Origin of the sequence: Selenomonas oralis (genome assembly GCF_051603425.1) — a bacterium.
In the GTDB taxonomy this organism is placed as follows: domain Bacteria; phylum Bacillota; class Negativicutes; order Selenomonadales; family Selenomonadaceae; genus Selenomonas; species Selenomonas sputigena_A.
This window is the reverse complement of record NZ_CP194411.1, coordinates 1,510,514-1,528,950: the sequence shown is the minus strand read 5'-3', so window position 1 is coordinate 1,528,950 and position 18,437 is coordinate 1,510,514. Positions and strand designations below refer to the sequence as shown.

Genomic DNA, 18,437 nt, shown 5'->3' with positions numbered 1-18,437 from the left:
GGCTTCCGACGGCATTCAAAATCAAAGTTCGCGGTTCAGCAAATGCCCGCTTGGATTGAAGCCCCGAACCTCATAGGAACGCACCGTGTCGTTCTGCGCGCGCGCCTTGTTCAGCCAGACCTTCGTGCTGTAAATCAGCTGCATCTCGATGGGTTTGAGCCGCTCGAGCAGTGCCTGCCCCTCTCCCGTCGCCTTGAACGCATCGAGTTCCTGCTCCTCCATGCGTTCGAAAATCACGGCGCGCTGCCGTTCAAGCTCAAGAAAGCGGTCGACATCGTCCTCTTTGAGAAATTTAAGCATCTCCTCTGAGAGCAGAAAATAGGCCTGCATGTTCTCCGCCAAAGAGGCTTGCAAATCCGGCATCAGGACGCCCCCTGCTGCGGCGGGACAGGCGCCGGCGCAGCTGGTGAAGGTGCTCCCGCCGCCGCAGCTTCTCCCTCACCCGATCGTTCAACGCGCGCCTTTTTCATGGCCTGCGCCCAGGCGTCGCGCAGCTCGCGGATGATATCCGCCGCCTCGTCGATCTTGCTCGTGTCGCTTTCCATATTGCCCCGCACGAGGCAGTCGTAAACATAGTTGTACAGCGGCAGGAGCTGGTGCGAAATCTCATAGTTGAAATCAAGCGTCACGCGAAATTCCGTGATGATCTTTTCCGCCTTGATGATCAGATTGTTTGCCGTCTCGTAGTCCTTCTTCTCAAGCGCTTCCTTGCCTTCCGACATAAAGCGCAGCGCCCCGTTGTAGAGCATGAGTGTCAGAGCCTCAGGCGTCGCCGTCATGATCTGCTGTCTTTTATATGCTTCCGCAGCCGCATTCACCATTCGTTTTCTCCCTGCTTTCCCTTATCGTCACTTCGCGCCGAAGAGCGAATTGTACATGCTGTTCATCTGCTGCAGCGCCGACTCCATAGCGTCATATTTCTTGTAGAGCTGATCCTGGAAATCGTCAAGCAGGTTCTTGAAGTCCTTCATCTTCTGCTTCTGCTGGCGGATCAAATTGCCGAGCGTACTGGAATCATCCCAGTCGGCCTTGATTCCGCCTTCCTTGCTGATCTCCTTCATGCTGTCCAAGGCGACCTGCGAAAGACGCATCGAAACACCGGAATTCTTGAAATCATCCTTTTCGTCCATGGAGCCGAAGATGCGGTAGACGCAGTCGGGATCGTCAGCCAGAGCCTTCTTGAGCTTGTCTTCATCCAGCTTCAGATGCCCCTTGTTGTTGCCGACCTGCGTCGTGATGCCGATCGTCGAAGCCGAGTTGTATTTCGATTCGACTGAGGCGACCGGCGTGTAGACGGACTCGCGCATCTTGCTGATCAGTCGGCCCAAGTAAGTATTGTGGTAGAGGAGCCCTCCCTTGGCCTTTTCATTCCAGCGCTTGATCTGTTCCTCCGACATTGACTTTTCCTGTTCCTTCGTCAGCGGATCATAGTCCTTGTCGTGCTGCGTGCTGTACTTTTCCTGCAAATTGTCAATAAGCTTGTTGTAGCTCTCTACAAATTTCTTCACTTTGTCGACAACGGCGTCAACATTCTGCGAAACGGAAACCGTGACGCTCTCTCCCGGCTGCGTCTTGTTCAGCAGGTTGTAGGTGACGCCGCCGACAACGACGCGGTTCTCATCGACCGTATACTGCCTGCCGTCAATCGTCACCTGTCCTGCCGTACCGCCCTGCGACTGTGAAGTTCCCTGCACGAAGGCCGGCAAATTGGTCAGCGAGTTCGTCATATGGTCAAACTTTGCGAGATGCAGATTGTTCATGAGCTGCGTCGAACCCTTGTCAAGCGTCTTGATATCGATGACGTTGTTCGCACCGCCGCTTTTGTTGTAGATGCTGAAAGAGCCCGTCGCCGCATCGTAGCTTGCGTTGAAGTTGGCTTTCTGCGCCGTTTGGTGCGAGCCGTTCGAGGCAATTGACGCATTCTGGATATTGCTCGCAAGATCGTTCAGCGTCTTCTTGTTTTCCATGAGATCCTTGAACGTGTACTTGACAGTGTACGTCTCAGACGCACTGGCGCCAGCCTTGTCCTTTATTTCAAAGGAAATCGCCGTATCACCTTCGTTGACGATCTGATCGGTGCCGTCCGTATAATAAACATGGTACTGCTTGACTCCGCCGGAGGTTCCCGCATCGTCGATGCGCTTGAAAGCGATATCGGCAAGCTCGATGCTCTTGGAATGATCGGGCGGCGGCGTGATGGCCGGATCCGGCACATAGGAACGCGTGATCGGCGCATTCGAAAGGAAGTAGGCATTCGTTGCGAGACTGTCGACCGTGACCGTGTGGCTCATGACAGCCGCCGCGCCGTTGGCGCTGACCGTGACAGCCTTGTCGTTCGAGGTCGTGGCGCTCTTCGCCGCCATATCCGACTGTTTCTTGTAGTTCGTGAGCTCGGAAAGGTTGTACGTATTGATCTGGTTGTAGAGCTCGTTGAGCGCGGTCTTCGTGTACTCATTCGTCATCTCGCGCTTGTACATCTTGTCGTACTGCTTCTGTTTGCCCATCATGCCCATCTTGACGAGCGACTCGATGTCGAGCCCCGAGCCCGAAAGGCCGTATATTCCGTTTACACCCATATTTCTTCCTCCTTATGCCGGCTCGTCCAGGAACGTGCCGAGCCATTCGCGGGTTTTTTCCATGCCCTTGATCATATACTCGGGCGGCATTTCCTTTATGAGCTTGCCCGTCTTCTTCTCCAGCATGCGAACGCTCATCATGTCGACTTCCTTGTGATACTCGAAAGCGAGATTGCAATTCATGCGGCTCATAAGGCGATTGATTTCCTTCATGAGATACGTCATCTGATTCTCATCGATCGGCTTGTCCTTCTTGGCCGCTCCCTTCTGGGCCTCGGCCAGATCGGCCTTCTCCTTGGCGATTTCAGCCGTCTGCTGTGCCTGGATCTGCGTGCTGAGATGTGGGTCGACGACAGCGGCCGGCGTCTCCGCAATGCCTGTCGGGCTTGCCGCCGGGATTTCCGCACCGGACGTATCCACCGCCGGGATGCCTATCCCGCTGGTAACCGGTGCAGCAGGCGTCGATCCCCCCGTTCCTCCGACGGCAAGATCCGCCATCTGCATGACGGCAGCAGCGCCGAGCGCGTCCTGAATCTTGCTTATCATAGTTTCTCCCTCCATAGATAAATATATTCAATCCTTTGTTTGCAGCGGCTTCCTGCCCCTGCAACCGACGGCGTCCTGCCGACGTGTCAGGAAAGATGACTTTCTTATTCGCTGTCTTCCCGTCGAGGCGGCAATGCCTGTCTGAGGTCGACATCCGCGGACACTGCTGCCCGCTTATTCTCATCCTGAATGGCGCGGTATATTTCACCGCGATATATCTTGACCGCATGCGGCGCCTCGATGGCGATGCGGACGTTGTCGCCCTGCACCTCCACGACATGGACGACGATATCGTCGCCGATCATAATCTGCTGGCGCGGCTTTCGCGTCAATACCAACATGCGCTTTCCCTCCCCGCCTTAAGATTCCTTCTTCTCTTCCTCCCGCGGGAAGAGGCGGTGCTTCGTCTTGTAGGCACTCTTGTCGAGAACGATCTGGCGTCCCTCATTCGTGCGGCTGTTGATGACGATCGGAGCGAGAAGGTTCGCCGTCATCCCGCGGAAGTCGTTTCCGGGAAGCGTCAGCAATGTGTAGAGCAGAAGATCCTCCTGGTTCTCAAGCGCAAGGCTCTCCAGCACATCGTCCTCGAGACGGAATTCGTAGTCAGGGAAAAAGATGAAAGGAATCGTCATTAAGAACGCCAGATCCGGCGTCATCACCGACTGCAGGAAAACATACGGACTCTCCTCGTCGTAAGGGACGATGATGAACTCCTTCTCCTCCTCAAAGGCCGGCAGGCCTGCGGCGAAGCGGATGATCTTTCCCTCGTCCTCTTCAATCTCGCCAAAGCGCGTCGTCTTGATCTTTCTCATGTATGTCTCCCCTATGCGTATATATCATAATGCCCGATGGAGGTCCACATGCGAATGGATCCCTCCACTTTCATGCTGTAATCGATGCTGCCGGGTTCATACGCGATATCCGCAAACGGCTCGGAGCGGATGTCGATGCTGTGCACCCCCACATCAGGCCTGCCCTTGAGCTCCGCCGGATGAACCGTAAAACGCGGGCGAGGAATTGGTTTCAGCTCGATTTCCTTCTGTTTCTTGATCTCGGACTCGATCTCACCCTTGGCCTGCCGCTGGAAGAAGTTCGCGTTCGGCTTCGCCGCATTGTCGATGGCCTGCCAGGCTTCCGAAGAGCGCCGGCTCGTGCCGCGTTTCACACCGGCAAGCCCGGCGTTGCGGAAGTCGATGCAGAGGTCTGCATCCTTGCGAAAGCCGTAAGCCTTGCGGCTTTCATAGCTGTCGATGTCGATGCGCACCTGCGTCGCGCCGAGATTAGCCGCGGCCTCACGCCTGTTTCCCGTCATCTGTGCCGGCGTCATGCCTGTCTTGAATTGGAACGGCGTGGTCTGCCAGCCAAGCAACGGCAGCGTATGCCGCACATTGAGATAAACCATATTGGAAAGCATGTCCATCGCCTCCTTCTCCTACGACAGTTTTTCAGCCGGCAAAACGGTCTCCCCGCTTACGACAGATAATCCGACAAAGTCGGCGGCAGGATGCGCGCCCCGACGGAAAGCGACATATTGTAGATGGCCGAAGCCTGCATAAGCTGGACGGCGAGTTTCGCGACATCGGTGCTGCTCGTGTCCGTGATGTCCTTCTGGATGGAAACGCCATAATCGTCGAGAATTTCCGACATGCCCTTGTAGACATTGTGACGCGCCGCAATCTTGTCCTGCGAGATGACGACGTTGTTGTGCGACTCATCCGAGAGCGTCACGCCGTCGGAAATCAGCCAGTTCACATCAGAGGCGTCGACCTTCGCCGCAACGGTCAGCATGTCGTTGATCGCCGCCGTTCCCGAGAGCGTATTGCCCGAGTTCGCGTCATCGAAAATATTTGTGCCGAAGATATCTCCTGCCGTCGCGTTGACCGTATCGGCCGTAGGCTCGACGGCACCGTTCTTCTTGACCATGGAGATCTGTTTGAAGTCTCCCTGGTACTTGACGACCTGCTGTTCGATCGTCTTGAGCGACATCGTGACCGCCCGTCCATTGACCGTGACGTTCTGCGACCAGCCCACGCCCATGCCGGCGCCCGCCGGAGGAACTGTGGAGGCGTCCTTGATCTGCCCTGTGTTCAGGAAGTTGTCCGAAACATTGAAGGGGCCGCCGATAGTAGCCGCACGGTCGTTGGCCGGAATGACCTCGTTCTGTCCGGCCGCCATCTTCTTTTTGTAGCCGTCCTTCATAAAATCATAGGAATAAATATCGCCTGTTTTGGTATTCAGATAGTACTCATTGCCGTCATCGCCCTGGAGCGTGATCATCTGCCTCATGCGTCCCGAAACATTCGCGTCACTGAAGAACTTCTCCTGGTGATCGTCGAGCGTCTTGGGAATGCCTCGCGCCACATTCTTCTCTGAGAGGAGGAACGGCTGCACGAGATCCGACTGGCCCGAGAAGATGTAGCGATCGCCCTGCTGCGAGTTGCCGATGGATACAACCTCATGCAGCTTTGCCAACATATCCTTGGCGATGGCGTCCATATCCGTATCCTGATGCGGCGACTGCGCCGCTTGAATCGTCTTTTCCTTCAATGTCTTGAAGATATCCGACATGCCCGATACAGCACCGTCCGTGCGCGTCATCCATGACATGCCCGCTTTTACGTTCTTCTGATACTGCTCGTTCTCATTCTGCTCCGTGCTGTAGCGCATCCAGTTCGAGTAGCGCACCGGGTCGTCCGAGGGGCGGTGCAGTGACTGCCCGTCCGACTGTTCCATGAGTTTTGCCTGCTCCTCCGCAGCGGTATTCAGCTGCTTCTGATAGCGCGAGACCATATGCAAGCTGCCAATTCTCATCTATTTCACCTTACCTTCCCACCAGTCCCGTGTTGTTCACGAGACGGTCGAGCATCTCGTCCATCGTCGTCAGGCAGCGCGCGCTCGCGCTGTATCCCTGCTGGAACTTGATCATATTGGAAAGCTCCTCGTTCCAGTTGACGCCCGAAACCGATGTGCGCCAAGCCTCGATCTGCGTCATCACGTTTTCCTGGAACTTCGCCTTCGAATCCATCGCGTTCGAATCGATGCCGAGTGCGCTCGTCACGGAATTATAGTAGTTGTTGAGCGAGACCGTACCGATCGGGCGATGCTCTGTCGGGCTGCCCGCCGTCGGCGTGCGATAAATGGAAAGGCCGGTATCCTTCTGTTCCATATTGAAAATATTCGTCAAGAGAACAGCATTGCTGCCATCCGCTGTACCGTTCATATCCTGCGTCTTATGGACGACGGTTCCCGCACCCGTGATGTTCGGCGGAATCGTCGCATTGTTGTAGCCGAGGTTCTGTACATAGGAATTCTTCGCGTCGCTGTTGTCGCCAAAGCCGCGTGCCGCGACTTTGAGCTCGCCATTCTGCGCCACGAGCTCGGCGCTGACCTTCATCGCCTTGATGATCTGCAGCCCCTGCAGTTCCTGCGTGTCGCCCGCCGCCGTCGAAAGCGTCGTCGTATGCGTCGTCACGGGCGGCGTGCCCGCCGTTGACGAGGCCGTGCCCGTCACCTTCGCCGCGAGAAGCGACTGACGTTCCTTGTCCCAGACATAGTACCTGTCGTTCTCACCGAAGAAGTTCAGATTCGACGTCGCATCCTTATCGATGCCGGCGCCTGCGCGGTGCTGATCGTTGAACTGCGTCATGAAAGTCGCCGCGATGCTCGCGAGCTTATCCATATAGGCCTTGTCTTCCTTGATGGCGTCCACGGCAGCCTGCAGCTTGCCGTTTCCCGGCACGAAGAGCGTATTCGTATCCTTGAAGATCAAGGAGTAGTCGTTGACGCCGTAGCGCTTGTTCTCAACTGGACCGTCCATCTTGAGCTCAAGCCGCGAGATGCCGTTGACGATCGAAGCTCCGCCCGATACGATCTGGTACATGCCGTTCTCCATCTCGTAGACATGCAGGCTCATGTGCTGCGACAGCTTGTCCACCAGGAGATCGCGCTTATCGCGGAGATCGTTCGCCATCGAGCCGTTCGCCTCGGCAAAGGCGATATTTTTGTTGAGATCGACGATCTTTTTCGTGATATCGTTGACGTCCGCCACGTTCGCTTCCATCTCGCGATATACGAGATCGAGCTGTTTCTGCACGCTCTGCGCCGCTTCCTCCAGGCGATCGGCAAACTGCTTGCCCGCCTCGATGACGGAAATGCGCTTCGCCGGCTCACTCGCGTAGACGCTCAGATCGTTCCATGCGCTGTAGAACTTATGCAGCTCATTCTTGATTCCATTCTTCTTAGAATCGTCGAATACGGCCTCGACCTTGTCGTAATTTCTCTGGCGCAGCTTCGCATAGGACTCTGTCGCCTCTTCCTGCCAATACTGCTTATCGGCAAAAAAATCACGGGCGCGCGTCAGGGACTCGGCATCGACGCCGGTGCCGATCTGGAGGCCGCCGAACAGGCCGGGATGGTCGAGTGCCCTCGTCGTCGCCAGGTTCACGCGCTGGCGGGAGTAGCCCTCCGTATTCGCGTTCGTGATATTGTGCCCTACCGTATCAAGGGAGAGCTGGTTTTGGTAAATACCGCGAACCATCGTGTTCAGTCCGGAAAATGTCGATCGCATTCTTTCACCCTTTTCCTTGTTGTAATCATGAAACCGCCGTTCTCCCGCGCGCTCCACGAAATAATCTCAAGCCCATAAAAAAATACCTTGCTGCCGGACAGGCTGACGCATCTCAGACACTCGCGTCAAACATCTTGTTGTCCGAAGCCGGCTGCCGCTTGTTCTTCTCGGCTTTATACGTCGGCTCGGCCGTCACGCCCGCCATCACGTTGATATTGAACATGATGAACTGCATGTGGCGGTCGAGCAGGATGCTGTTCATTTCCACAGCTTCGCGCACCCCATGCATCAAGTCCCCGCATTCCTGCAGAAGCCCCTGCGCCTCACTTCGCTGGGGAGAGGCCGCCGTCCTGTCAAGGAGCTCGGCAAGACTTCTCGTTCCCGTCCCCTGAAGGAGACGTCCCTGGCGCTTTTCGATCCGCCGCAGCTCAGCGAGGAGCTGTTCGATCCGCTTCGTTCCGCTGCCCATCCCGGGGCCGGAGCCCTCGCAGAGAGCTTTCCTCTGCTCTTCCACGGAGGCGAGCAGGCGTCGACAGATGTCGATCTGCTGTTTGAGAAGCTTTATAATCTCACCCATGTCTCGCCCTCATGCCTGGAAATCGAAGCGCTGCTTCCGCGTCACGCTCTCCTCGCCGCCCGCCCCGTAGGAGGAACCGGCGGAAACGCCGCCGATGCGGTTGAGATTGGCCGTCACGGCCGCGAGCGCGCTTTCCGCCAGGAGCGTATTGCCCGTTCCCGCATCCTTCACTTGCTGCGTCAGGCTGTCAAGCTCCGTGTGCAGCCTGTGAAGAGTCTCGGCTGCTGTCTTGTCAGGACAAAGACGGCAGAGGTCGCGCAGTTTCATGTCGGGCGTAATGCCCTCTTCCCTGCGTGCAAGCTCCGCCAAGATCTCCTTGCGATCCCCCTCGAGCCGTTCGATTTTCGCGACCAGACGCTCTTCCTCTTTCACGACAGCCTCGAGCGCCTTGAGGTTCATTGTGGCAAGCGCCTTATGCTTCTGCGTGCCGATTCCCAGGAGTTCCTTGTAGCAAGCGGCAATCGACTGCATGGCATGTTCCAGTTCCCGCCACATATTTCATATCCCCCTTTGCCCGAGGCAAATCCTCAGAAGCGCTGATTGATCATCCTGTCCGCTATATCACGCGCGGCAACATTATAATTCCCTGACTCGATCTGCTTCTCATAAAAAGCGACCTTGTCTTCTCTGACCTTTCCCCCATCCGCTTTCAAGCGGTTGAAAATCTCGCCGAAAGTTCTGCCCTCCTGCGAGAGCACAACTGCATCCTTATGCTGACATACGGGCTGGCGCCTGTCCTTCGCCTGTGCTGCAGAAAAAGCCTCGTTCGCCGCATAGGCGCCGTAAAGAGACTGCACAGAGCCTTGAACCTGAATGGACATCGCACTCACCACCTTTCCTTTTCTTAGCCGAGGGAAGAGCCTCCACGCTCTTGCAACTCGCCTTTCATGCTTAGTATCGAAAAAAGATTCTCCAACCTTAAGCTCCTCTTCATGAGAAGTTCTTTATGCAGACCGCATTCCCACCGCCTGCGGCTGCGCTCATACCTGCTCCGTGCCGGACTTGAAGTCGCGCATGCAGCCGGCGCAGTAGCGGCCGCGCGTAATCAGCGTGCCGCAGCTTTCGCACGGGTAGCTGACCTCGACATCCGTCTGCAGGAAGCGTCCCTCGTGGATCATCCGCAAGACCTCCCGACGCGGTGCGCCTGTCCCCTCGCAGATCTTGTCGAGCGTCGCCGCATCGTGGTGCGCATTCACATAGTTTATCAGCCGCTCTTCCTCCTCACGCTGCCGTTCAGAACAATCCTGGCAGAGCTTCTGTTTGGGCTGGGCCATGAACAGCTTGCCGCAGGAGGCGCAGTTTTTCAAGTTCCCGTTCATCGGTTTCCTCGCTTTCTTCCATAAACAGCATTTTCCGGTGCAGCAGCTTGCGCCGCTGTATTTACTCTATCGGCGGGAAATATCGGATTCCTAAGCCCTTTTAGGACATTTTTTATGAAACCCGTCAAACGTCCTGCAAATCTGAAAAACTGCCGGCTTTTTCCCGAAAGCACAAAAGCGGGACTGCCGCCCGAGAAGTATGTTCCCGCGCGGCAGTCCCGCTTTCTTTTTTTGCCCTGCAGCATCGACGATGCAGCACGTTTCCAACAGCCGAAACCCTCTCAGCGATCGCTTGCGAGCACGAGAGCGGCGACACGCTTCGCACCGGCCGTTTTCAGCACCCCGGCGCAGGCGGTCAGCGTCGCACCCGTCGTCATGATGTCGTCGAGCAGCAGGAGGCGCTTGCCCGAAAGCCGCCCCGCCGCTTCGCCTTCGGTAAGGCAAAACGCGTCCCGAACATTCGCCATGCGCTCCCGCTCCCCGAGGCCATACTGCGGCATCGTCTTCCGGCCCCTTGCCAGCACCGGAAGAAGCGGAATACCGGTCGCCTCAAGCCAAGGCGAAAAGATCAACACGGTCTGGTTGAAGCCCCGTTCCCGCTCCTTCGCCGCATGAAGCGGCACGGGAACGGCAAAATCAAAACTGCCGCCAAACGGCAAACCCGCCGCCCCGAGCGCCGTTTCGATCTGCGGCAGGACGGCGCGCTTTTTCCGATACTTAAGCGCCCGCACCAAATCGCCCAGGGGCCCGTCATAGAGACCGACCGCCCATGCCTCGTCAAGCGCGGCAAGCTGTTTGTCCGAAAGCGCCAGTCGATGCGGCCGCACCGTGCGCGAAAGGCAGGCGGCGCACCAAGCCCCCCTCTCCTCCGCATAAGCGCCGCAGGCAGGACAATGCGCCGGAAAGGCGAAGGAAAGAACCATCCGGCGCAGGCTGTCAAAAAACGCCTTCATATCTGGCGCACGAGCGGGCTTTCGCCGTCCGTCCCGCCCAACCGCTCGGCCAAAAGCGTATAGCGCCGCCGCGTCCTGTCGTTCGCGACAGCCGCCGCCAACGCCGTTTTCGCACCGATCACAACGACCTTCCGGCGCGCGCGCGTCACCGCCGTGTAGAGCAGATTCCGCTGCAGCATGATATGATGTGCGTTCACGAGCGGCAAAACAATCGCCGGATACTCGCTGCCCTGGCTCTTGTGCACGCTCATCGCATAAGCAAGGGAAAGCGTCATGAGCTCATTCGGCTCATAGTCCGCTGTGAGCTCCTCGGAAAAGCGCACCTTGACCCCCTCGGCTGCGACGTCCACGATAAAACCGATATCGCCGTTGAAAACGCCCTTGGCATAATCGTTTTTCGTCTGCATGACCTTATCGCCTCTGCGCAGAACCATCGTACTATTCCGAAACTCCGCCTTATCCGGCGCGGGAGGGTTGAGCGCCTCCTGCAGCAGGCGGTTGAGATGATCGACGCCGCAGGGCGTGCGATGCATGGGTGAAAGCACCTGAACATCCTCAAGGACGCGAAACCCCTCCTGCGGCAGGTCTTTTTGGCACAGCTCCACAATGCGCCGCGCCGCCTCCTCCTCATCGGCCAGCTCGAAGAACTCGAAATCCCCGCCCGGGGAGAAGCGGGGCAGCCGTCCGCGATTGATGGCATGGGCGTTGAGCACGATCGTGCTCTCGCCGCTCTGGCGAAAAACCTCCCGCAGGCAAACGCTCGGCACCGCACCCGAGCGCAGGATATCCTTCAGGACAGAGCCGGGGCCGACGGCTGGAAGCTGATCGACGTCGCCCACGAGAATCACGCGCGCGCCCTCGGGCACGGCTTCGAGGAAATGCTGCATGAGCACGATGTCCATCATCGACACCTCGTCGAGAATGACGGCATCGGCCTCCAGCGGCTCATCCGCATCCTTGTCGAAAATGGGCGTCCCGTCCGCCGTCATGCCGCCCTGCGCCCCGAGCAGGCGGTGCACAGTCTCAGCTTTGCGCCCCGTGGCCTCAGCCAGGCGCTTGGCCGCACGCCCCGTAGGAGCGCCCAAAAGGACGCGCAGCCCCCGGCTCTCGAGGACGGCGATCATGCCGCGCACGACCGTCGTCTTTCCCGTGCCCGGGCCGCCCGTCAGAACGAATACCGCATGGTCGAGCACCGCGGCCACAGCTTCCCGCTGCTCCGGCGCCAACGCTATGCCGGAAGACTCCTCCCAATCGGAGACAAGCGCGGCAGCCTCCGCAACCGGCATGACATCAGCCTTTCTCTGCAAATGCTCCAGGACTTCCGCCGTGCGTTTTTCCGCGCGGTAAAGCCAGGGCGGATAAACGAGCGTCTCGCCGCCGAACTCCTCGACGGCGAGACGCTCAAAGCGAAGCTGCTCCCTGAGCACATGGCGCACCTCTTCCGTCGCGACGCCGAGAAGTTTGGCCGCACGCTCCTGCAAAGCCTCCGCCGGGATGCAGCAATGGCCCTGCTGGGCGATCTGATACAGCGCATGGTCGATGCCCGCCGCGATGCGTTCCTCGCTGTCCTCGGCGATGCCGGCGCTCCTCGCGATGGCATCCGCCGTCAAAAAGCCGATGCCCTGCACCTCGCGTGCCAGACGATAAGGATGCTTTTCCATGACCTCGATGGAAAAAGAGCTGTACTGCTCGAAGATGCGCGCCGCATACGCACCCGCAACGCCGTGCGTCTCGAGCCAGAGCATGATCTCGCGCATCTCTTCCTTTTCCATGTAGGACGCATGGATCTTTTCTGCCGTTTTCCTGCCGATGCCTGCGACTTCCGTCAGCCGCGCCGGCTGTTTCTCGATGACGTCAAGCGTCTCCCTGCCGAATTTCTGCACGAGGCGATGGGCCATGGCCTCACCGATGCCGGAAATCGCACCGGAGGCAAGAAAGCGTTCGATGCCCGCCAGATTCGTCGGTGCGGCAACGCGCATGGAAGAAGCCTTGAACTGCTCGCCGAAGCGCGGATGGCGCACCCACTCGCCGGCGACCTCCACCTCCTGCCCCACAAGCGGCGGTGCACCGCCGACCGTAACGGGCACAAGCCCGCGCCGCCCGGGCAGGCGCAGGCGAAAGACGGCAAACCGCCCGTCAGCCGAAGCAAAAACAACATTTTCCACCGATCCTTCAATCTTTTCCACGCCTGCACCTCCCCGACTCTTCCGGCTCCACATGGCTTATCCCATGAGCGCCTCCCATTCCGCATAGCGCTCCTCGATCTCCTTCTCCTTGGCGGCATAGCGCGCGGCGATGGCCGCACTCTTTGCAGGATCGCCCTGCGCCCCGGGTTCGTTCATCTCGAACTCGATCCCTTTCAGCTCCGCCTCAGCCATGGCGATTCCGGCTTCGGCCCGCGCGAGCATTTCCGCGCGCTTGGCGTCCGAAAGCCCCGCCATACGGCGCTCCAGAGCCGATGCCTTCGCTTCCGCCGCCCCCGTCGCAGGCGCCTTGGCAGCCTCTTTGCAGCTGTCCTCGTCCGGCGCATCCCCTGTCGGTTTTCTCCCCGCCGCCTTCTTCTGCTTCTCAGCGGCTTCTTCCGCCGCCTCCTTCGCCGCGATTTCCTGCTTCATGCGGTAGTAGCTGTAATTTCCTTCATATTCTGTAAGCCGTCCGTCCGCAAGCTCCACCGTCGTATTCGCCACCTTATCGAGGAAATAACGGTCATGCGAAACGACGACGAACGTGCCGGGAAAGGCCATCAAAGCCTCTTCCACAGCCTCACGCGCCGGAATGTCGAGATGGTTCGTCGGCTCGTCGAGCACGAGGAAATTCGCGCCCGTCAGCATCAATTTGAGAAAGGCCAGGCGTGCCTGCTCGCCGCCTGAAAGATTTCCGATCCGGCGAAAGACCTCGTCTCCGTGGAAAAGGAACGCGCCGAGGTACTTGCGCGCCTCATCCTCGGGAATGCCGAAGGTGAAATTCAGCTCCTCGACGAGATTATTCCCAAGATTCAGCCCCTCGTGCTGCTGTGAAAAATAACCGATCTTCACACGGCTGCCAATCTTGACGCTTCCCGTCGCCGTCGGCAGCTCGCCCAGCAGGACGCGCAGGAGCGTCGTCTTGCCCGCGCCGTTCGGTCCGACGACGGCCACGCCGTCACCGCGCCGCACGAGGAACGACAAGTGGGAAAACACCTCGTGACGCCCGAAAGACGCCGAGACATCCTCCAGCTCCGCCACGCGCTCGGCGCACTCGGCCGGCGGATGAAAAGCAAAATAGCTGAAACTCGCCTTCTCCGGCGGCAGAACGATGCGCTCGAGGCGGCGCAGCTGGCTCTCGCGGCCGCGCGCCTGCTTCGCCTTAATGCCCGCGCGGTAGCGGCGGATATACTCCTCCGTGCGGCGGATATGCTCCTGCTGCTTCTCGTAAGCCGAGAGAAGCGCCTTCTGCCGTTCGGCGCGAACCTTCTGAAAGTAGGTGTAATTGCCCTCGTACGCCGTCACCGTCCCACCCATGAGGTCGAGGATGCGCGTTGCCGTACGGTCGAGAAAGAAGCGGTCATGCGAGATGATGAGCACGCCGCCCGGATATTCGCGCAGAAAACTTTCCAGCCATTCGATCATCTTTATATCGAGATGATTCGTCGGCTCGTCAAGAAAGAGAAAATCCGGCTCGCGCAGGAGCGCCTTCGCCAGGCAGATGCGCGTCCTCTGGCCGCCCGAGAAGTGGCGCACATCCTTCCGGAAATCCTCGTCGGTAAAGCCAAGGCCGAAGGCGACGCGGCGGATGCGGCTCTCGAAGGCGTAGCCGCCGAGCCTCTCGAATTCGTCGACGACGCGTCCATAGCTTTCCAGCTTTTCCTCCGTCGAGGAAACGGCGATCTCCTTTTCCAATGCACGCTTCTTTTCGGCGAGATCTATGACATCCTGAAACGCGCGGCGGAACTCGTCGTGCAGGGTTCCCTCGCCAAAAGCGGCCTGCTGCTCGACATAGCCGATTGCCGCGCCGTCATCGAGCTGCACCTGCCCCGCATCCGCTTCTTCCTGCCCCAGGAGACAGCGCATCAGCGTCGTCTTGCCCGCGCCGTTCGCACCGACAAGGCCCGCCCGTTCCCCGCGCCGCACCTCGAAGGACACATCGTGGAAAATATTTTCTATGCCAAACGATTTGGCCAGACCGATAACCTTCACCTGAAACTCCTGTTCCTTTTACTGCCTCATGCCGTCCCATCTACCGCTTCAGATAATCGCGCCCGATGTTCACGACGGCCTCTCCTTTCGGCGCGCCATCCATGATGATGCAGGGAAACGGCATGCCGTAAAAAAGATTCGTGCTGTTTCCCGACGCTGTGATCGTCGTCTCGGAGCGATCGCTCCTGCTGCCCGTCTCCACGCTCTGGATGAAAAAGCCCTTCTGCCCGAGCACGGCGGCGACTTCCGCCCCCGCTCCCGTGATGCCGCTCGAATTGACGACGCGCACCTTGATTTCCTGCGGCTTTGCAGGAGCTGCAGGCTCCTTCGGCGCTTCTTTCTTCGCCGCGTCCTGTTCCGTCCCGCCTGCCGCGTCTGTCAAGATCTCCGCCCCGTCAAGACGGAAGCCTTCCGGCAAATCCTTCTTGTACTGCGCGGCATCGGCCTCGGCTCTTTTTTGCGTCTCGCCCTCGAACGGCACGCCGGCAGCAGCAGCCGCCATCTCGCGTAGCTTCATGATATCGGGCAGCCAATAGCTGACGCCCTTGTACCAAGCGGGATTTCCCGGCGCCATAGCGGAGGCCAGCCCCGTCTCCTGCACCTTTTTGATCACCTGCACGAAATCCAGCATATTGCTGAGGCTCATATCCGTCTTGACGCTCTCGCGCACCTCCTCGATGATTTGCGGCAGCTTGGGCAGGATCCCGGGCGAAGCCGCCTTCTCGAGCACCGCCCGCATGAACTTTTGCTGCCTGCGGATGCGCCCGATATCGCCTTCCATATCACGGTAGCGCACATACTGTATAGCTTTCCTGCCCGTCATATGCTGCATGCCGGGATAGATATCGATGACGAGTCCCCCGTCGTCGTCCCACGGATCCTCGTAATACATGCGCTTTTCCACGTCGATGTCGATGCCGTCGAGCGCATCGATGATGCGCTCAAAAGCGCGGATATCGATGATGACATAGTAGTCAACCGGCACATCGAGAAGCTGCTCGACCGCCTTCTTGGTCAGCTCATGCCCGCCGTAGGCATAGGCCGCATTGATCTTGTCGTAGCCGTTGCCCTCGATGGCAACGCGCGTATCGCGCGGAATGGACAGAAGCGCCGCTGTTTCCTTTTCCGGATCGACCGTCGCAATCATCAGCGTGTCGCTGCGTCCCACATCGTCCTTCCTCTGATCCACGCCCATGATCATCACATGGACTTCCGAGGCGCCCGCAATCATGCCCTGTTCCACGGGTGCGCGGCGTCCGAGACCGCCCCCGACAAAATGGTATGCCAGCGCCGCAGCCAAAAGTGCGGACAAGATGATGCCCAGGAGCACCACCCGCCGGTAACTGCGTTTCTGCTGCATTCCATCCCCTGCTTTCCTCTGATTTCAATCGTTCCTTAAAATATTCTTCCATAGTATAGCAGAAGGGCTGGACAGATGTCCAGCCCCATTCCCGTACAGCAAAACCTCAGCAGTATTCCTTCTTCCTGCCGCAGAAGGTGACGACGGCGAAGCCGAGAGCCTCCGCCATATCCTCGGCCTCCGCGAAAGATGCGCCTATGGCGTCTGCCGTATGCGCGTCGGAGCCGAGCGTCACCTCCCTGCCGCCAAGCTCCCGATAGCGCGCGAAAATCGGCACGAGCTCTTTCATGCCGAGACGCTTCGAAAACCGTCGCGTATTGAGCTCGAGCACCGTATCCGTTTCCACGAGGGCGCGCAGTACATCGTCGATGAATTCCGCATAGGCCGCATAGGAGATCTCCGGATCGCTGTACACGGCGTAACGCGCGATGTAGTCGATATGCGCGAGGATATCGACGAACGCGCCGTGCGAGCGGACGCAGTCGGCCATCGTCCTGAGATAGAGGCGGTAAAGCTCCTCCTTCTCATGCTGCCGGTAAATATCCGGATAATAGAGATCGAAGCCGTCAAGCGTATGGATCGAACCAACGACCTGGTCGAAGGGAACGCTCTCGACAAAAGCACGATTCTTCCCGGCAAGCCCCGCCTGCATCCCGATTTCGACGCCAAGGCGCAGCGTGCCGCCGCGTAGGCTCTCGTATTTCTCCCAGTATGCGTCCGGGGAAAACGTGAAATCCTTCTCCCCCGGGAAATCCATGTCCTCATGCTCCGTAAAGACAAGCCCGATGCCAAGTTCCTCTGCACGCGCCAGAGCCCGTGCCGCCTTCATCTCCGAATCGGCAGAAACCTCCGTATGGATATGGCTGTCAAAAATCACGGTTTTCCCTCCCCTTGCTTTTCCTGCCCGGAAAAAGCGTCTGCCAGAAGCGCGAATTCCGCAAGCGACAGGGTTTCCCCTCGCCGCTGCCCGTCGATGCCTGCGGCCGCCAAGGCCTGGCGAACGGCTTCCTTCGGCACGCCCACGCCGGAAAGCGCATTGAACAGCGTCTTCCTGCGCTGCCCGAAGGAGGCGCGCACGACGCGGAAAAACATGCGCTCGTCGCTTACCGAAACGGGCGGCGTCCCATGCTTTTTGCAGGCGATGACAGCGGAAGAAACTTCCGGCGCAGGGATAAAGGAGCGCGGCGCAACGGAGCGCACGATTTCCGGCGCCATATGATACTGCACGGCAACGGAAAGCGCACCGTATGTCTTCGATCCGGGGCGGGCAACCATGCGGTCGGCGACTTCCTTCTGCACCATGGTCACGAGATGCGATATGGGAAGATGCGCCTCCAGCAGCGCGAGGAGGATCGGCGTCGTGATATAGTACGGCAGGTTGGCAACGACCTTGAAGGAGTCCTTCCCCATCAAGGCGGGGATATCCGTCTTGAGAATGTCCCCGGGCACGATGCGCACATGGGGATAGGCGTCCAGCGTCTGCGCCAGGACGGCGGGCAGCTTCTTGTCGAGCTCCACAGCCGTGACGTCCGCTCCCGCCTCGGCAAGACCCTGCGTCAAGGTGCCGATGCCGGGACCGATCTCGAGCACCCGGTCGCCCGGCACGATTTCCGCCGCTTCAACGATGGCACGCACGACAGCGCCATCGACGAGGAAGTTCTGTCCGAGCCGTTTCGAAGCTCTCAGGCCAAAGGTCTTGAGGATATGGCGCGTGACATCGGCATTGGCGATTTCAGGGGCGATCATGGCAATCCTCCTTTCCGCAGCGAAGATCCGGCGGCAAATCCTTCGGCAGTGAATCCGGCGCCTCGTTTCCTGCCGCCTCTTCCAGCGCCGCGTCAAATTCCTCGCGCGTCACGCCGTAATGATTGAGGCGACGCAGAAACGTACGCGCATTCGCATAACCGATGCCGAGGATTTCCCCGAGCCGCGCCCGGCGCACGCCGGCTGTCGGCGCGCCCGAAAGACCTGCCAGGAGCAGATCGGCGCTCGTAAAGATCTCCTGCGGCTCCATCGAGCAGGTACGCACCTTGGCGAGGGCGCGGCGAATGGATTCAGGAGACGCCTGCTCCACACCGATATCGTCGTTCGCCGTCGCCTCCTCCCGTGGAATGAAGGCGTGCGCCGCCTCGGGGAAACGCCGCGCCAGAAAGCGGCGGATGCTCTCGCCCGCCGAATCCGGATCGGTGAGGATGATGATGCCCCGCCTCTCATAAGCCTTTTTTATATCGTCAAGCGTACGCCTGCTGAGATTGAAACCACCCGTCACGATACAGTCGGCCTCGACGGCCCTTCGGACGGCGACGACATCCATCTTCCCCTCGACGACAAGGACTTCCTTCAGCATCCCATTTTCCTTTCCCT

At 58.8% G+C, this 18,437-nt stretch carries 20 protein-coding genes; all 20 read right to left on the bottom strand.

Annotated elements, in window-relative coordinates; translation table 11 throughout:
• Positions 1-21: 21 nt before the first annotated feature.
• The gene (locus tag ACRTGH_RS07285; RefSeq protein WP_368846542.1) at positions 22-363 is read right to left on the bottom strand and encodes a hypothetical protein; all 342 of its coding nucleotides are present in this window, start codon (positions 361-363) and stop codon (positions 22-24) included.
• A complete protein-coding gene (fliS, locus tag ACRTGH_RS07280) occupies positions 363-821 on the bottom strand; it encodes a flagellar export chaperone FliS (protein ID WP_368846543.1) in 459 nt (152 codons plus the stop codon). The genes ACRTGH_RS07285 and fliS overlap by 1 nt, the downstream gene beginning before the upstream one ends.
• 27 nt (positions 822-848) lie before the next feature.
• A complete protein-coding gene (fliD, locus tag ACRTGH_RS07275) occupies positions 849-2,576 on the bottom strand; it encodes a flagellar filament capping protein FliD (RefSeq protein ID WP_368846544.1) in 1,728 nt (575 codons plus the stop codon).
• A 12-nt stretch (positions 2,577-2,588) separates the two neighbouring features.
• Complete coding sequence (locus ACRTGH_RS07270; RefSeq protein ID WP_368846545.1) at positions 2,589-3,122, bottom strand: flagellar protein FlaG; 534 nt, start codon at positions 3,120-3,122, stop codon at positions 2,589-2,591.
• Positions 3,123-3,226: 104 nt separating this feature from the next.
• On the bottom strand, positions 3,227-3,463 hold the full coding sequence (gene csrA / locus ACRTGH_RS07265; RefSeq protein WP_368846546.1) for a carbon storage regulator CsrA: 237 nt from the start codon (positions 3,461-3,463) through the stop codon (positions 3,227-3,229).
• 18 nt (positions 3,464-3,481) lie between these two features.
• Positions 3,482-3,934, bottom strand: coding sequence for a flagellar assembly protein FliW (fliW, locus tag ACRTGH_RS07260; protein WP_368846547.1), 453 nt, complete (start codon positions 3,932-3,934; stop codon positions 3,482-3,484).
• A gap of 11 nt (positions 3,935-3,945) precedes the next feature.
• Positions 3,946-4,536, bottom strand: a complete 591-nt coding sequence (locus ACRTGH_RS07255; RefSeq protein ID WP_368846548.1) for a DUF6470 family protein — start codon at positions 4,534-4,536, stop codon at positions 3,946-3,948.
• A gap of 56 nt (positions 4,537-4,592) precedes the next feature.
• Complete coding sequence (gene flgL / locus ACRTGH_RS07250; RefSeq protein WP_368846549.1) at positions 4,593-5,933, bottom strand: flagellar hook-associated protein FlgL; 1,341 nt, start codon at positions 5,931-5,933, stop codon at positions 4,593-4,595.
• Positions 5,934-5,943: 10 nt separating this feature from the next.
• The gene (gene flgK / locus ACRTGH_RS07245; protein WP_368846550.1) at positions 5,944-7,689 is read right to left on the bottom strand and encodes a flagellar hook-associated protein FlgK; all 1,746 of its coding nucleotides are present in this window, start codon (positions 7,687-7,689) and stop codon (positions 5,944-5,946) included.
• A 112-nt stretch (positions 7,690-7,801) separates the two neighbouring features.
• Positions 7,802-8,266: a flagellar protein FlgN gene (locus tag ACRTGH_RS07240; protein WP_368846551.1), complete on the bottom strand. Its 465-nt coding sequence runs from the start codon at positions 8,264-8,266 to the stop codon at positions 7,802-7,804.
• A gap of 9 nt (positions 8,267-8,275) precedes the next feature.
• Positions 8,276-8,761 carry a flagellar protein FlgN gene (locus tag ACRTGH_RS07235; protein ID WP_368846552.1) on the bottom strand — a complete coding sequence of 162 codons (486 nt, stop codon included), beginning with the start codon at positions 8,759-8,761 and terminating at the stop codon, positions 8,276-8,278.
• Between the two features lie 32 nt (positions 8,762-8,793).
• Positions 8,794-9,087: a flagellar biosynthesis anti-sigma factor FlgM gene (locus ACRTGH_RS07230; RefSeq protein ID WP_368846553.1), complete on the bottom strand. Its 294-nt coding sequence runs from the start codon at positions 9,085-9,087 to the stop codon at positions 8,794-8,796.
• A gap of 159 nt (positions 9,088-9,246) precedes the next feature.
• A complete protein-coding gene (locus ACRTGH_RS07225) occupies positions 9,247-9,585 on the bottom strand; it encodes a flagellar protein (RefSeq protein WP_368846554.1) in 339 nt (112 codons plus the stop codon).
• A 281-nt stretch (positions 9,586-9,866) separates the two neighbouring features.
• Positions 9,867-10,538: a ComF family protein gene (locus ACRTGH_RS07220; RefSeq protein WP_368846555.1), complete on the bottom strand. Its 672-nt coding sequence runs from the start codon at positions 10,536-10,538 to the stop codon at positions 9,867-9,869.
• On the bottom strand, positions 10,535-12,757 hold the full coding sequence (gene recD2, locus ACRTGH_RS07215; RefSeq protein WP_368846556.1) for an SF1B family DNA helicase RecD2: 2,223 nt from the start codon (positions 12,755-12,757) through the stop codon (positions 10,535-10,537). Before recD2 ends, ACRTGH_RS07220 begins: the two co-directional genes overlap by 4 nt.
• Before the next feature lie 3 nt (positions 12,758-12,760).
• The gene (locus ACRTGH_RS07210) at positions 12,761-14,713 is read right to left on the bottom strand and encodes an ABC-F family ATP-binding cassette domain-containing protein (protein ID WP_368846557.1); all 1,953 of its coding nucleotides are present in this window, start codon (positions 14,711-14,713) and stop codon (positions 12,761-12,763) included.
• A gap of 40 nt (positions 14,714-14,753) precedes the next feature.
• Positions 14,754-16,073 carry an LCP family protein gene (locus ACRTGH_RS07205; protein WP_368846558.1) on the bottom strand — a complete coding sequence of 440 codons (1,320 nt, stop codon included), beginning with the start codon at positions 16,071-16,073 and terminating at the stop codon, positions 14,754-14,756.
• Positions 16,074-16,179: 106 nt separating this feature from the next.
• On the bottom strand, positions 16,180-16,950 hold the full coding sequence (locus tag ACRTGH_RS07200; RefSeq protein ID WP_368846559.1) for a histidinol-phosphatase HisJ family protein: 771 nt from the start codon (positions 16,948-16,950) through the stop codon (positions 16,180-16,182).
• A complete protein-coding gene (gene rsmA / locus ACRTGH_RS07195; protein ID WP_368846560.1) occupies positions 16,947-17,819 on the bottom strand; it encodes a 16S rRNA (adenine(1518)-N(6)/adenine(1519)-N(6))-dimethyltransferase RsmA in 873 nt (290 codons plus the stop codon). Before rsmA ends, ACRTGH_RS07200 begins: the two co-directional genes overlap by 4 nt.
• Complete coding sequence (gene rnmV / locus ACRTGH_RS07190; protein ID WP_368846710.1) at positions 17,806-18,420, bottom strand: ribonuclease M5; 615 nt, start codon at positions 18,418-18,420, stop codon at positions 17,806-17,808. Before rnmV ends, rsmA begins: the two co-directional genes overlap by 14 nt.
• Positions 18,421-18,437 lie beyond the last annotated feature (17 nt).